The 14,836-nt window shown below is 70.5% G+C and carries 15 protein-coding genes; 11 read left to right on the forward strand and 4 right to left on the reverse strand.

The window, feature by feature from the left end; all coding sequences use genetic code 11:
• Nucleotides 1–41: 41 nt before the first annotated feature.
• From OG792_RS34365 to OG792_RS34390, 6 genes are all read left to right on the forward strand, one after another.
• Nucleotides 42–2,051 (forward strand): cytochrome c oxidase assembly protein, encoded by a 2,010-nt coding sequence (locus OG792_RS34365; RefSeq protein WP_329111615.1) that lies wholly within the window; start codon nt 42–44, stop codon nt 2,049–2,051.
• A 140-nt stretch (nt 2,052–2,191) separates the two neighbouring features.
• A complete protein-coding gene (locus tag OG792_RS34370) occupies nt 2,192–2,623 on the forward strand; it encodes a hypothetical protein (RefSeq protein WP_329106040.1) in 432 nt (143 codons plus the stop codon).
• Between the two features lie 257 nt (nt 2,624–2,880).
• Nucleotides 2,881–3,108 (forward strand): heavy-metal-associated domain-containing protein, encoded by a 228-nt coding sequence (locus tag OG792_RS34375; protein WP_329106042.1) that lies wholly within the window; start codon nt 2,881–2,883, stop codon nt 3,106–3,108.
• Between the two features lie 46 nt (nt 3,109–3,154).
• The gene (gene ccsB, locus OG792_RS34380; protein WP_329111617.1) at nt 3,155–4,126 is read left to right on the forward strand and encodes a c-type cytochrome biogenesis protein CcsB; all 972 of its coding nucleotides are present in this window, start codon (nt 3,155–3,157) and stop codon (nt 4,124–4,126) included.
• Between the two features lie 186 nt (nt 4,127–4,312).
• Nucleotides 4,313–4,972, forward strand: a complete 660-nt coding sequence (locus tag OG792_RS34385) for a DUF3105 domain-containing protein (RefSeq protein ID WP_329106043.1) — start codon at nt 4,313–4,315, stop codon at nt 4,970–4,972.
• A gap of 102 nt (nt 4,973–5,074) precedes the next feature.
• Nucleotides 5,075–5,794 (forward strand): DUF1775 domain-containing protein, encoded by a 720-nt coding sequence (locus OG792_RS34390; protein WP_329106046.1) that lies wholly within the window; start codon nt 5,075–5,077, stop codon nt 5,792–5,794.
• 107 nt (nt 5,795–5,901) lie between these two features.
• Here OG792_RS34390 and OG792_RS34395 read toward each other — a convergent pair whose 3' ends face one another.
• Complete coding sequence (locus tag OG792_RS34395; RefSeq protein WP_329106048.1) at nt 5,902–7,404, reverse strand: SulP family inorganic anion transporter; 1,503 nt, start codon at nt 7,402–7,404, stop codon at nt 5,902–5,904.
• A gap of 198 nt (nt 7,405–7,602) precedes the next feature.
• Nucleotides 7,603–7,947, reverse strand: coding sequence for a hypothetical protein (locus OG792_RS34400; protein WP_329106050.1), 345 nt, complete (start codon nt 7,945–7,947; stop codon nt 7,603–7,605).
• Nucleotides 7,948–8,238: 291 nt separating this feature from the next.
• Between OG792_RS34400 and OG792_RS34405 the strand changes: the two genes are divergently transcribed.
• Nucleotides 8,239–8,607, forward strand: a complete 369-nt coding sequence (locus OG792_RS34405; RefSeq protein ID WP_329106052.1) for a BlaI/MecI/CopY family transcriptional regulator — start codon at nt 8,239–8,241, stop codon at nt 8,605–8,607.
• The gene (locus OG792_RS34410) at nt 8,604–9,500 is read left to right on the forward strand and encodes a M56 family metallopeptidase (protein WP_329106054.1); all 897 of its coding nucleotides are present in this window, start codon (nt 8,604–8,606) and stop codon (nt 9,498–9,500) included. The genes OG792_RS34405 and OG792_RS34410 overlap by 4 nt, the downstream gene beginning before the upstream one ends.
• 45 nt (nt 9,501–9,545) lie before the next feature.
• On the opposite strand, the gene OG792_RS34415 is transcribed toward OG792_RS34410, so the two are convergent.
• Nucleotides 9,546–10,247, reverse strand: a complete 702-nt coding sequence (locus OG792_RS34415; RefSeq protein ID WP_329106056.1) for a murein hydrolase activator EnvC family protein — start codon at nt 10,245–10,247, stop codon at nt 9,546–9,548.
• A gap of 138 nt (nt 10,248–10,385) precedes the next feature.
• On the opposite strand from OG792_RS34415, the gene OG792_RS34420 reads away from it, so the two are divergent.
• The gene (locus tag OG792_RS34420) at nt 10,386–10,940 is read left to right on the forward strand and encodes a PH domain-containing protein (protein ID WP_329106058.1); all 555 of its coding nucleotides are present in this window, start codon (nt 10,386–10,388) and stop codon (nt 10,938–10,940) included.
• Nucleotides 10,941–11,222: 282 nt separating this feature from the next.
• Here OG792_RS34420 and OG792_RS34425 read toward each other — a convergent pair whose 3' ends face one another.
• Nucleotides 11,223–13,019, reverse strand: coding sequence for a hypothetical protein (locus OG792_RS34425; protein ID WP_329106060.1), 1,797 nt, complete (start codon nt 13,017–13,019; stop codon nt 11,223–11,225).
• A gap of 543 nt (nt 13,020–13,562) precedes the next feature.
• Here OG792_RS34425 and OG792_RS34430 point away from each other — a divergent pair.
• Together OG792_RS34430 and OG792_RS34435 are read left to right on the forward strand one after the other, a co-directional pair.
• Nucleotides 13,563–13,901 (forward strand): ArsR/SmtB family transcription factor, encoded by a 339-nt coding sequence (locus OG792_RS34430; RefSeq protein WP_329111618.1) that lies wholly within the window; start codon nt 13,563–13,565, stop codon nt 13,899–13,901.
• Entirely contained in the window at nt 13,901–14,593 is a 693-nt protein-coding gene (locus tag OG792_RS34435; protein WP_329106062.1) for a cation transporter, read from the forward strand. Before OG792_RS34430 ends, OG792_RS34435 begins: the two co-directional genes overlap by 1 nt.
• The last annotated feature ends 243 nt before the right edge of the window (nt 14,594–14,836 follow it).

Genomic DNA, 14,836 nt, shown 5'->3' on the forward strand with positions numbered 1-14,836 from the left:
GGACAGCAGTCCACGGCTGGTGGCCGCGCGCGGTCGCGGGCATGGCGGTCGCGGGCGGCGTGATGGCCGCGTTGCTCTGGTACGGCGGCGCGGCCCGCCGTGAGTCCCTGCCCGGACTGGTCGACCCCGGGGCAGTCACCGTGTGGGCGGTGCCCGCCGCCCGGCTGGGCATGCAGGTGTTCGCGGTCGCGACGATCGGGCTCCTGCTCGCGGCAGTGCTGCTCTCACCTCGCAGCGACGCGGGCGGCCTGTCCGCGACCGGGTACCGGCGGGTCCGTGCCGCCGGCTGGGCCGCCTTGGCCTGGTGCCTGTCGTCCGTCGCCGCGCTGTGCTACACCCTGGCCGACCTCCTCGGAGTTCCCGTCGCCGACGCCGTCTCCATCAACGCGGTGATCAATTTCGCGACCACGGTGGGACTCGGCCGCGCCCTCGGGCTGTCCGCGTGGCTCGCCGCGGTGATCTTCTTGCTCTGCCGCGCCGCCATCACCCCGCGCGGTGCGACGACCGCCCTCGTCCTCGCGGTCGTCGCCGTCATGCCCCCGGTGTTCACCGGCCACGCCGCCGCGGCGAGTAACCACCAACTCGCCGTGTCCGGGCTGCTGTTGCACGTCGTCCCGGTAGCGGTCTGGGCCGGCGGGCTACTCGCCCTGGCCCTGACGAATCGGGCACCGACGGCGGCGCTGCCCGTCGCGGTACGCCGGTTCTCACCACTGGCGACCGTCTGCCTGGCCCTCGTCGGGGTATCCGGGCTCCTCTCGGCCTACGTCCGGCTGCCCGACCTCGGCACGCTCGTCGACACCCGCTACGGCCAACTCGTCCTGATCAAGGTGATCGCCCTGGTCGGGCTCGGCGCCGCCGGGTGGTGGCAGCGCCGGGCCGCGATGCCCGCCCTGAACGCGGGGGACCGCCTCCGGTTCGTCACCACCGCCACCGTCGAAGTGCTCCTGTTCGCCGCCGCCATCGGCACCGCCGTCGCCCTGTCCCGAACCCCGGCACCGGTCCAGGCGGCCGGCGAGGAAAGCATCGCCCAGGCGCTGCTCGGCTACCCGATGCCGGGCCCGCTGACCGCCGACGGTCTGCTCGGCGACTGGCTTCCGGAACCGTTGTCGATCGCCGCGGCCGTCATCGCCGCCGGCCTCTACCTGCGCGGCGTGTGGCGGCTGCACCGGCGCGGCGACACGTGGCCGCTGTCGCGGACCGTGGTGTTCCTGGCCGGCTGGGCGGTCATCGTCGTGGCCACCTCCGGCGGCGTCGCCCGGTACGCCCCGGTCCTGTTCAGCGTCCACATGACCCAGCACCTGCTCCTGACCATGGTCGCCCCGATCCTGCTCGCCCTGTCCGGCCCGGTCACCCTGGCCCTGCGGGCACTACCCGCCTCGAAAGACCCGCACTGGCCAGGCCCGAGGGAGTGGATCCAGGCCGCCCTGCACTCCCGGCCGGCGCGGGTGCTGACCCATCCGGTGGTCGCCCTGGCCCTCTACGTCGGCAGCCTCTACGCGATGTACTTCACCGGCCTCTACGAGATGGCGCTGCGTTCCCACGCCACCCACCTGATCGTCATGATCCACTTCGTCGCCACCGGCTATCTCCTCTTCTGGGTGGTCATCGGCGTCGACCCCGCCCCCCGCCGCCCACCCCACCCTGTGCGGATGCTCCTCGTGCTGGTGGCGATGGTCCTGCACGCCTTCCTCGGCGTCGCCCTCATGCAGTCCCGCACCCTGGTTGCCGCGGACTGGTTCACCGCCCTGGCCCGACCCTGGGGCGACACCCCGCTGGACGACCAACGCACCGCCGGTGGCATCGCCTGGTCCTTCGGGGAGATACCGACCCTGATCGTCCTGGCCGTTCTCCTGGTCCAGTGGATCCGCGCCGACGAACGCGAACAGCGGCGCCTGGACCGCGCGGCCGACCGCGCGCAAGCCGAAGGCCACGAAGACGACGCCCTCGCCGCGTACAACACCATGCTCACCCGCCTCGCCCAACGCGACCAGGCGACCGCCGACCGCCAACCCGACGGCGCCCCCGAGACGCCACACCATGCGGATACCTGACCCGACAAGGTCACCACTACGAGTGGGCCGGCATGCTGCCGTGACACCGCGCAACGACAGGAGCGGGCAACCCTTCGCGGTCCGGCCGATGACCGGTTCGCGCAGGGGGTGACTTGATGAGAATGTTGTACCGTGGCCGCATGCCGGCGCCCGTTGACCAGCCGCGCGCGCCCCACGAGGCACGCGCCCTGATCATCATGGTCGCCGCCCTGGCACTCGCGTGGCTGCACGGCGTGCAGTGCGCGGCCGGGTTGGTCAGTCCCGCCGTGGCAGCCACCGGCACCGCCATCACCGCCGTCAGCCACACCCCCGAAGTTGTCGACGTCGCCCAGCGGGGGGCGCCCGGTTCGGACCTCGCCGTGGCCGTTGACGTCGCCGACGGCCCGGACCACGGCAGCGGGACCGCGAGGACCGTCGGGGCATGCCTGCTCCTGCTGGTCCTCGCGTTTCTCCTCGTCAACCGCGAGACCAGGGGCTACGCCGCCGACGATCCCCGACCAGGGCCACGGCCCGGAGCACGACCGCGCCCGTCTCGGCCGGCGCTGTCCCAGCTGGGCATCCTGCGAACGTAGAAGCCGGTTCCACGGCTCATTGCCACCCCTCCCTGGACAGCGGATGTCGTTGCCGCACCTAGGCGACGCCCGCGACACCCGGATGCACACGTAACCCCGCCCACGAGCCCGCCCGGATCGCGTTGAGCGGGTCCCCCTTGGGCACCCATCGAACCCATGACACGTCGGCCTGACGTGCCGTCCACGACGTCGTGCCGGCGCCGATGGCCCGTTGTGCCCTACCCGTGTGAACGCTCATGACCAAAGGCGGTCGAACCATGCACGAAGCCGTCACCTATCACCTGATCGTGTCCGGACTGAGCGGCGTCCTGGACGCGGTCAGCGTCAACGACACCCTCCAGGGCCTGCCAGGGGTGCATCACGCCCACACCTCGGCCCGCACCGGGCGCTGTGTCGTCGACGCCGACCCCACGACCTGCGACCCCCAGCAGCTCGCCACCGCGCTGACGATCGCCGGCTACCCGACGGAGGTAGAACACCCGTGACCCATCCATGTCCGCCGGTGTCGACGCCGATCCGGATCTCGCGGTGATGGCCGGCCTGTCCGACCAGCTGCTGGTCGTCTCCATGGGCTGCTACCTGGTGGCTCTGGTCGCCCACGCCGCCACCTACGCCTGGAGCCTGCGCAACCCCGCACATCCCCGACCGGCCCAGCCGCGGCCCGCCCAGCTGGTGCGGGTCGGTGCCGGTCCGAAGGGTCCCGTCGTCGAGGCACCGCCCGTCGCGACGGCCGTCTGGCCGGGGCCTGTCGAGAGATGGTCCGGCTCGGTGGCGGCGACGGCCACCGTCGTGGCCGCCGTCGCCCAGTCGGGCGCCCTGATCGCCCGCGGTCTCGCCGCGCAACGCGTGCCGTGGGGCAACATGTACGAGTTCATCCTCGCCGTGACCCTCGCCGGCGTCATCGCGTGGCTGCTCGTGGCGAAACGGCGGCCCGAACTGCGCCCGCTTGGCCTCTACGTCACGACCGCCGCGCTGATCCTGCTCGGCATCGCCGCCCTGCAGGTGTACACCCCGGCCGGTCCGCTCGTACCCGCCCTCAACTCCACCTGGCTGAAGATCCACGTCAGCGCGGCGGCGATCTCCTCCGGGGTGTTCCTCCTCGGAGCCCTCACCGCGGCCGCGTACCTGATCGCCGCACGGCCCGACCGGGGGAGTAACAGTCTGCTCAGCACCCTGGCCGCCCGACTGCCGAGCCCACCGGAGCTGGAACGGCTGACGTTCCGGCTGCACGCGTTCGCGTTCCCGCTGTGGAGCTTCGCGGTGATCGCCGGGGCGATCTGGGCCGAGGCGTCCTGGGGCCGGTTCTGGGGCTGGGACCCGAAGGAGACCTGGGCGTTCATCTCCTGGGTCGTCTACGCCGGCTATCTGCACGCGAGGGCGACGGCGAGCGTCCGGCGCTCCACGACCGCGTGGCTCGCCATCGTCGGCTGGGCGACGATGATGTTCAACCTCTTCGCGGTGAACCTCGTCATCTCCGGCCTGCATTCCTACGCGGGCACATAGACGCAGCCGCGCCCGAAGACTTTCGTCATCGTCGAACCCGCCCAGCGGCTTCCCGGCCCGCCCGGACCGCGCCGATCGCGGCTCTCCGGTCACCGGATCTTCCGCCCGTAGGCGCGAACGTCGCCCAGGGCCGCACCCGATCTGCACCATCACCGTCACCCCATCCACGACGCGAAAGGGACCACCGTGAGTCCGAAGAGCAGCCGCCGTCAGCGCAAGGCCATCCCGGTACGCCCACCCCGGCCGTGGGGTGTCATCGCCCTCGTCACGGCCGTGGGTGTACTCGCGGTCACGATCATCAGCTACGCGGGCTTCGCTTCCTGGCGCGGAGCCCGACCGTGGTCCGACCGGCTCACCACCATCGCCGGAGTCGTCGACTACGTCTCCCAGAAACCCGCCTGGTTGGACAGCGGCCACCGGTCCGGCCCGCTGACCTATGAGGTCACGCCGCCAGTCGGCGGCCAACACAACGGGGCTTGGCAGAATTGCGTCGGCGATGTCTACGACGCCCCGATCGCCAACGAACACGCCGTCCACAGCCTCGAACACGGCGCGGTCTGGATCACCCACCGTCCCGACCTACCGGCCGATCAGGTCACCGCTCTCGCCGCCCGGGTCACGGGCACCGAGTACATGCTGATGAGCCCGGTGGAGAACCTTTCCTCACCGATCACCCTCCAGGCATGGGGCTACCAGCTCAAGGTGGACTCCGCCGACGACGTGCAGATCACCGAGTTCATCAACGCCGCACGGATCAACGCAGGTCTTGAGCAGGGCGCGGCGTGTTCCGGCGGGGTCACCGCGACGGGCACCACCCCGCGCGACCTCGACGGCCAGCAGCCGTGACGCCGCCCCGGCGGGAACCATTCCCACCCCTGTCACCGACCAACGGTGCGTAACAGGCGTATCGGCGTTATCCAGCAGGGGTTCTTCAGGAGGAGGTCAGCAATGCGTGTTTCTCACCTGCGTCGAGCCGTGATTGTCGGAGCCGTCACCGGGGCGACGGTGGGCATGCTCGCGGCGCCTGCCTGGGCGCACGTCGAGGTCAGCGCGGACAATCCCCAAGCCGGGGCCCGCGATGTCACGGTCACCTTCGACGGCGAGGCCGAGTCCACCCGCTCCGGCATCGTCTCCGAACGCGTGATCCTGCCCGCGGGCATCCGGCCCGAGGACGTCAGGCTGGCCAAGGCGCCGCCCGGCTGGAAGCTGGTGCCAGCCGCCGATGGGTACACCGTGGCCGGTAAGGCCCTGCCGGTCGGGGAGAACGCCGTGCACTCAATCGTCATCACGCACCTGCCCGCCGACGCCACTCAACTCGCCTTCAAGACCATCGAGACCTACGGCGACGGCAAGGTCTCCCGCTGGATCGGCGTCTCCGCCGCGGGCCAGCCGGAGCCGGACAACCCGGCGCCGGTGCTGAAGCTGAAGCCGGCGGCCCAGCCCGCGCCGACCTCCGCGGCACCGACCTCCGCGGCGGCGACACCCACGCAGGACAGCGCGCCGCCCACCGCCTCGGCCGACACCAGCCCGACTCCCACAGCAGCCGCGGGCCAGGACGATGGACCACCTGTCGGCCTGTGGATCGCCCTCGCCAGCGTGGTCGTCATCGCCGCGGCCGCCGTGGGCCTGGTGATGTACCGCCGCCGGACGGGACGGATGCGGACGTAGCAACACCCCACCCGGGGAGCATCGCGGTCGCCGGGGAACCGGCGTCACACCGACCTGTCGCGGGTCGCTGGCACTGCCCGCGACGGTTCGGTGCCCCGAGGGGATACTCAGCCGCTGGTCCGATCGGAGGTTCCCAGGACCGCTGCGGCGGGGTCTTGCAGGTGTACCTCGGATCCGCCGCTGCGGTGATGGGTGGCCCAGGTCAGTAGCGCGGTCCGGCACGCTTCGTCGAGGTGCCGCAGCCCGGACAGGTCGAGGGTGACGGCACGGTTGTGCGGAACGGACTCGAGGACGTCGAGCAGGCGGGGCAGCCGGAGGAAGGTGGCGTTGCCGGCGAGCGCGATCCGCGTCGCCCCGGCGTCGTCCTGCCGCCGTACCTCGACGTGCGACATGTTCCAGGCGGACTTGACCAGCGCCATGAGCAGCCCGGCGATGACCCCCTCAAGGAGGTTGGTGGCGACGATCGCCGTGCTGGTGCCGACGAACACCGCCACCTCACCCCGGTCGACCCGCCACAGTGTCACCAACCGTCTGAACGGCAGCAGCTTCACCCCGGCGTGGATCAGGACTCCGGCGAGGGCAGCCATGGGGATGATCCCGAGAACCGCAGGGAGGAATGCGGCGAACAGCAGCAGCCACAGGCCGTGCAGGGTACGGGAGGCTTTCGTCGTCGCCCCCGCCCGCACGTTCGCGGCGCTGCGGACGATGACCGCGGTCATCGGGATCGCGCCGAGAAGTCCGCAGATGGTGTTGCCGACCCCTTGGGCGACGAGTTCCTGGTTGTACCGGGTCCGGGGTCCGCGGTGCATCTGATCCACCGCGGCTGCGCTGAACAGGCTCTCGGCGGAGGCGATGAGGGCGAACGCCACGGCGGTGCCGAGCACACCGGCCCGGGTGAGGGACGCGAGGTCCCCGACGGCGACCGGATGCAGGGTGTCGAGGATCCCCTGCACCTGGATACGGTCCACGGGCAGGTCCAGAACGGCCGTGACGGTCGTCGCGAGGGCGATCGCGACAAGCGATCCCGGTACGGCCCGTACCCATTTCGGTGTGTGGGGCCACGCGGTGATGACCGCGATGGTCCCCAGTCCGAGGCAGGCCGCGATCAGGACGCTCGGGGTGTGGATCGCGCCGGACAGCAGATCGGGTAGGCCGGTCAGCCCCGCCACGGCGGACGCCGGGGTCGTCTGGTCGAACGCCGCGTACGTCTGGCCGATCACCAGGACGACGCCGATACCGGCCAACATGCCCAGGACGACCGACGAGGAGATCGCGCGGAACCAGCCGCCGACCCGTATCAGGCCGAGCAGGACCTGCACCAGGCCCGCCGCAAGGACGATGACGCCCAGCGTTCCCAGGCCGTAGGCGCGCACGGCTTCGTAGACGAGCACGGTGAGACCGGCAGCCGGCCCGCTGACCTGCAGGCTGCTGCCCGGTAGGAAACCGACGACCAGTCCACCGACGATCCCGGTCAGCAGGCCGAGTTCGGCCGGGGCACCGGATGCGACGGCGACCCCCAGGCACAGCGGTAACGCGATCAGGAAGACGACCAGGGATGCCGGAAGGTCATGACGGAGGGCACCCAGTGCCCCGCTGATTCTGAAATTCATCGCTATCGCCTCGGATCGCAGGGCAGGAACGTCATGAGTTCGTTGCGCGGCGATCACCCGGTGGAATTCGCGGGCACGGTCGATCAAGGGCCGCACCTGTGCGCCCGTTGAGGACAGTTGCGTCACCGTCGCGTGAGATTGCGCTTCAGGCAGGCTGAAACCCGGTACTGAACTGAGGAACGCCGACGCGGAGCGTCTCTAGCAGCGGATCACCTGGGACGACGGCACCGCGGGGATGCCCGAGCCGGGAGCGTCGCGCAGACAGGACCGGGCACCGGGATACGCGGGCGCCGGAGCGGCCGGCGGCGTCGCCGTGCTCGGGTACGGGATGCCCGTGACCGGTGCAGAGGAGACAGCCAGGACGGTGCGGCCCCGAAGGGCGCCGTCATGTGCCCGGTGGGGATGCGCGGGACCGCTCACCGAGGCACCCGGGTGGGGTGTCGTCACCTGCGCCACCGCACAGTCGAGGCTGAGGCCGAAGGCCAGGAGCAACCCCACGAGCGGGACGCCGAGCGCGACGGTGAGCGTTCGCACGAACGTCATCGCCCCACCCCCGGCGTCTCCCCGACCCCAAAGAAAGGGCCTACGACAACTAGGTGGCAGTTTGCCCGATTAGCTCCGATACTGTCAACGGTTACGTACTGCTAAAGGCAAGTGAATACCTTATAGAATATGAAGCGGGTTTCGTGCTATTGATGGCGATTCATCGGTGTGATGCCGAGGGGCGTCGAACGCCGCGCCGGCGACGGATGCACGACCTCGGCCCGGCCGGTGGCTGACCGGTCGCGGCGCCGGCGGTACTCGCTAGAGTGAGGCCCGACGAGGAGGACCGACATGCGCGGGCTGGGCGACCTGGAATCGGCGATCATGGACCGGCTCTGGACGTGGCGCCGGGCCGCCACCGCACGCGAGATCATGGAAAGCCTCTACCAGGAACGACCCCTCGCCTACACCACCGTCCAAAAGGTCATGGACAACCTCTTCCGTAAGGGCTGGCTCAGCCGCACCCAGCATGGCCGGGCCCACCTCTACGAGGCGACCGCCTCACGCGAGATCGCGGCGGCGAACCTCATGCGGGAGGCGTTGACGGACAGCCCGGACCACCGCGCCGTCTTCGCGCACTTCCTCGCCGGCATGGACGACGAAGAGGCCAAGGCGTTACGGGCGGCACTGCGCCAGCGCGGACGGCGAGAAGAACAGTGATCGCCGCCATGGTCCTGCTCGCCTACGCGACGGTCGTGGCCACCGCCGGGCGTCACCTCCTGGTACGCACCACCCAGCGAACCGCGTACCCGCTGGTGGCGGTCGCCGGCTGGCACATGGCCATCGTGTGGATGCTCGCCGCCACGGCGGCAGCTGCCGCCCTCGCCGTGCTGCACCCGCCCGGGGTGATCGCCGAACTCACCCTCACCTACGCGGTCGTGGCGAACCGGGCCGACGCCCACGTGCCGCTACTGGTCGGCCCCGCCGCCCTCGCCCTACTCGTCGCGGTGGCGCTGCGCTGGACCTGGGCCGCCGTGGCCTGCACCATTGGCGACCTCAGGCGACAACGCCGACACATGGGCACGGTCCGCCTCGTCGCACGGACCGACACCGCACGGGGGATACACGTCCTGCCGGCGGAGGAAGCGGCCGTGTACTGCCTCGCCGGGCGAACCCCCGCGATCGTCGCCACCACCGGCGCCGTCCGATCACTGACCGACGCCCAACTGGCGGCCGTCCTCGACCACGAGCGTTGCCACCTGCGTGAGCGCCACCACCTGCACATCCGGTGGTCGACCATCCTCGCCCGGGCGTTTCCGTTCGTGCCGGTCTTCACCGCCGCGCAACGGCACGTACCGGCCCTGCTGGAGCTGCGCGCCGACGACGTCGCCGCCCACCGGCACGGCGCGTGGTCTGTCGCCGAGGCACTCGCGGTACTGGCCATGGCACGCCGCCAGGGCGTGCTCAATGCCGGCGGTCCCGGCGCCGCGGCGCGCGCGCACCGACTGTTGGGCGGACGCGCGGGGCGAGAGCGCCCGTGGCGGTTGGCCGCCGTCCTGCTCGCGATTGCCACGGCGCCGCTCAGCGTGCTGCTTGTCCCGTTCTGCTGGTAAGGACCGACAGACCGTCACGTCGCCGGTCGCCGGGCGGGTCGGGGTTCACCCGACGCTCTCGACTCCGAGTTCCAGATCGACGCCGAACGACCGCAGCAGCGGAACGGGGTCGTGGGCCGCCCCGGCGGTGTGGACCTCCAAATGCAGCCGGGGACCGTACGTGTCTCCGGTAGCGCCGACCAGCCCCAGGACGTCACCGGCGGACACCGACTGACCCTCGGTCACCCGCAACGTGGACGCGTGCCCGTACAGGGTCTGGATGCCGTTGCCGTGGTCGACGACCACGCTGTTCCCGTAACCGCCCCGCCAACCGGAGAACGTCACCCTGCCCGCGTGCACTGCCCGGAACTCCCGCCCCGGCGCGGCGCTCAGGTCAACCCCCGGGTGGCTCTGCCCGGCGACGACCCCGTACGCGACGGTGAACGCGTACTCCCCGAGCGGCAGTCGCCACCGATCCTCATCGGCCCGGACACCATCCTCCGCGGAGTCGCGCGCCCTGGAGCGGGAGGCCCGCTCGGCGGCCTCGGCCCGCGCCGCCACTTCGGCCGTCGGCGACCCGGCGCCGAGGTCGACCAACGCGGGCCGCGCGACCGACTTCGTATCGGGTAGGTACTGCACACCCGCGACGGTCAGTCCGGCGCCGACTAACGCGGCCATCGCCACCATCCCGTAACGCCGCCGGGACGGACGCGGCACCCGGCGCCGGCCACGATAGCGATCAGATTCCGATGAAAGCCGTTGCCGCACACACTCTCCCGCCGTAACCCCGTCAATGGTCGACGCAACGGTATCCGCGAACCGTAGGCACCGCTCGCCGGTACACTGACTGTCGGCGGACGTCCGTGGTTTTCGGACGAGCCATCGTGACGGCAGGGTGCCCGTTGAATGAGTTCAACGCCGCCTGACCAGGAATCGAGCGATCAGGAGCTTCGCGTGAGCGACGACCAGCAGCACACAGTGACGTCCCTCACCGTGCATCCCCGACGACTGCGCCGAATCTCGATCGTGGCCGCACCGATCATCCTCGTCGCGTATATCTGGTGGGGTTGGACACTGAGCGGTACGACCAGCAACGGCGGCGCGCTCACCGAAGAAGACCAGTGGGCGCTCATGGGCCTCGGCCCGATCGTCGCCGCCCTGGCCCTGCTTCCGCTGCGGCTGCGGGTCGACGCCAACCCCGATGGCGTGCGGGTACGCGGATTTCACCGCGACCTGACCGTCCCATGGACGATGGTGTCGGCCGTCCAGTTCAACCGCACCGCCATGTGCGGGTCACTGGCACTGACGAACTCCGAATCGGTGCAACTGCTCGCCATTCAGATCTTCGACGGACCGCGCGCCGTCGCGGCGATCCGGCAGTTGCGCGCAATACACGCCGCCGCCCAAGCCGATACTTCCGTAAAGGGCCACGCCACCGCGACAGCCGTAACCGGCGAATAGCAGCAAACGACCTCACCGACCGGCGGGAGTTCGTCAACGGCACCCCTGCCCCGCCCGAGATCGGCGCGGGCTGACAGCGACCGCCAATCTTCCCGGCGGTCGGTAACGTCGCAACTACAAAGCCGTTGCGCGGGCACTGTTCGAGCCTATTGAGGACCACGACGTGACCGCTGTAGTCGCAACTACAAAGCCGTTGCGCCGGCATCTCGACTCTCCACAAGCGGTTGCCGCTTCACGGATCGATACATACCACGATTCGTCGCGCCAGGTGTGTCCACGCGCCTATCCCATGAGCGCCCCCGGATCGACCGATGCGGCGGCGAGCATCAGGACGGTCGCGTTGCGGTCCTGATCGTATGTCTGCCCACACCCCGTACAGATAACCATCACCGACGCCGCGTACCGCCCGTCGCGAGCACCGACGCGACCGCACACCGCGTGGGTCCGGGACAGGCCCGCGGCCGCCACCACCTGGACCGGAACACCACGCCGCCCGGCGGCCTCCGTTACCGCCTGCCGTAACCGCCCCGGGGCCATCAGGGTCGCCCGCGCCCGCGCGGCACGGGCGGCATCACCAGGCAACACGGGGTCGTCCTCGGTGGCATCGTCGCGTTGCCTCAACACCGCGAGATTGGCATCGTCGACCAGGACGAGTCCAGCCAGGCTGGCCAACCACGACCCGACGCGCCGCCACGCGTCGTCACGACCGTTCGCCACCTGAGCCCGCTCGTGGGCCTCCCACTCCCATAACTGGCGGTCCTGGCGGCGCCACGCCTCCAGCGTTTTCATCACGACCTCGGCGCCGGGCGGTGGATCTTGGCGCCACCGCAACGCCAATGCGGCCAGCCGCCCCGGCGCCCGCCATGCCCGTACCCGGGCACCGGTCAGCAGCCGCTCCGGATCCTCCGGACGAGGATCGGGCTGCGGATGCTCGTCCAGCCACCGGGCCACCTCGGCGCGCGCGGGCGCGAACCCCACGTCCCGCGCCGACCTGGTCGCCCCCGGCCGCTCGGCGATCCCCATCCACCGGCCGGGGCCCGACGTTGCGGGACGGACCACGATCTCTCCCCAGCTCCCCGCGTCGTCAGCGGTGACGACGTCGGCGAGGTGGCCCGGCACGGGCAGTGGGTCGCTGCTGGCCCACGTGGCGACCCGCACCGCGCCGTGGGGGCGGGACCTCCAACCGACGTGGACGGCGACCCGAGGCCCTTCGGTGACCGGTGGCGGGTCCGGAAGCCGGACCGTCACCGTGACCTGCAGCGACCAGTTCCCTGCGGTTCGGCGGCGGGTCAGCTGGACTTCCACGATATCGGCGTCGTCGGGCAGCATCCGGTGCACCTGGACCGGAACGGTGATCATTCGGCCACCGCCGATACACAGGACCGCCTCACCGCGACCGGCGCGCCGCTGCTCGGCCCGGCTCATCGCCGCCCACTCGGCGGCCGGGACCCAGGGTCGTAACTGGAACACCTTGCGCCAGCTACCCCCACCCGAGGCGAGCAAGGCAGGTGTACGCGGGGGCTGACCGGAGCTTCGCTGCAACTGCACCCGGATCGTGCCCTCACCGGTCCACCGCCGGGACCGCAACTCGGCGGACTGGCCCTGCTTACGGCGGGCCTCGACAGCCTTCACGGTGGCTCGATGATCGTCGACGACGCCGTTGTAGGTCGCCCAGTAGAGGCCACGCTGCTGGACGAAGTCCGCATAGGTGACCTTGACCGCGGTGTTGTGGTCCGTTCGCAGTCGTTCGACGTCCGCCTTCACCAGCGGGTATGCACGGTGGATGGCGTCGCGACGCGCGACCCGTGCCGTTCTCGCCTGAACACGGGCCGCCGCCAGGGCGGCGGCGGTGTCGGGGCGGGTGGCGGCCGAACGGTCCGCTACGCGCTCCTCGGCTACCTGCCGCACGAGCTGCTCGACGCATGCGGTCGTCTCGTCGATACGGCTCTCCGCAGCGGCGACGGTGGGGTTCCCCGACCACAGCGTCCGCATCGCCTGCTCGTGCTGGCGGGTGAGTTCCACGAGTGTGTGGCGCAGTTGGTAGGCGAGGTGGAGCTGTTCGACGGCCTCCCCGGGCATCTCGAACCGTGCGGGTGTCCCGTATCGGTAGACGGTGGCGATGATCGTGGCCACCCCTTCCCGATCTCGAAACGTGCGGCTGTTCCTCGCCGTAGAGGCGTGCCTGGGATCGACGTGGGAGGAGGTCTCACGCCGATGCCATCTGCTCACCCGAAAGGGTCGCCCGGCGGGTAATCGGCGAGCTTCTGGAACCGGTGAGCGATCGAAGCACCAGGCTAGGGGACCCGTGACTCCGAAGCAAGATAGGAGATAGCTCGCTCGGGTGGGTCTGGCCCCTGCCTTCGTGGGTGCCTCGGGGACGCCCGAACGCCGCTGTCTGTTCCTGGTTGACGCTGTCCCTGACCGGGACGCCGGTGCGGCGGTCCTCATCCTGGTTTCCGCCGCCTGTTCGGTCCCGCCGGTTCCCGACGCGTCATGGTCCGGTACGTCTTCGACGTCCACGACCCAGGCGGCGACGCTGTGGCCGGCGATCGGGAATCCATGCCGCGGGCGGTGCACTCCACATCGCGTTCAGTCCAACCTGAATACAGCGAATCCTGTACCCTGGGCGTCATGGAGGCACTGACATACGGCCAAGTGCTGGCCCGGTTCGGTCACGCCCTGTCCGATCCCACCCGCTCCCGCCTGCTCCTCGCGCTCCGCGACGGCCCCGGCTATCCAGCGGAGCTGGCGGACCTGCTGGGTGTCACCCGGCAGAACCTGTCCAACCACCTCGCCTGCCTACGCGGATGCGGTCTCGTGGTGGCCATCCCCGAAGGCCGGCGGACCCGCTACGAACTGGCCGACCCGCGCCTGACTCACGCGTTGGGTGACCTGCTGGGGCTGGTGCTCGCCGTCGACCCGGAGGCGTGCCCGGACTCCGAGCAGCAGGGCTGCTGCTGATGGCGACCACGATCAGCCTCTCACCAGGGCCGGATCGTCGGGCCGTCCTCGCGCGGCGGGTCCGGCTGCTCGTCGCTGCGACGATCACGTACAACGTGATCGAGGCGGTCATCGGTATCAGCGCCGGCATCGCGGCCTCGTCCACCGCGCTGATCGGGTTCGGGTTGGATTCGGTGATCGAGGTGTCCTCCGCGGCGGCGGTGGCATGGCAGTTCGCCGGCCGTGACCCGGAGGCACGGGAGCGGGTGGCACTGCGAGCGATCGCCTCGTCGTTCTATGCCCTCGCGGCGTTCGTCACCGTGGACGCGGTACGCGCCCTGCTCAGCGGTGGCGAGGCGGAGCATTCGTCGGTCGGTCTGATGCTGGCGGCGGTGTCGTTGGCGGTGATGCCGTTCCTGTCCTACGCCCAACGCCGGGCCGGCCGGGAACTGGGCTCCCGCTCCGCCGTGGCGGACTCGAAGCAGACCCTGCTCTGCACCTACCTGTCTGCGGTGCTGCTCGTGGGACTGGTGCTGAACAGCCTGTTCGGCTGGTCCTGGGCCGACCCGGTGGCAGCACTCGTCATCGCGGCGGTAGCGATCAAGGAGGGCCGTGAGGCCTGGCGGGGAGACACCTGCTGCACTCCGCTACCCACGGCCGCCAACGCTCGCGCGGCCGCCGGATGCACGGACGGCTGCTGCAAGTCCGACTAACACCCGCCCGATCGACGGCATCGGAGCCTATTTATGTAGGGCCAGGACCTGCGGGGATTCAGCGGGACTGATGCAGACTAGGTGGAGGCGGCCGGAGGGATTTCTGGTAGATCCGAACATGGAGGGGACCAAGAATCCACTTCGCACTACGGATCGGAGGGTTAGGGGTTCGAGCCCCTTCGGGCGCACAAGATCATCAAGGGTCTGACCTGCTGGAATAGCGGTCAGGCCCATGCTGCTTTC

Source organism: Micromonospora sp. NBC_01699, from assembly GCF_036250065.1.
Lineage (GTDB): Bacteria > Actinomycetota > Actinomycetes > Mycobacteriales > Micromonosporaceae > Micromonospora_G.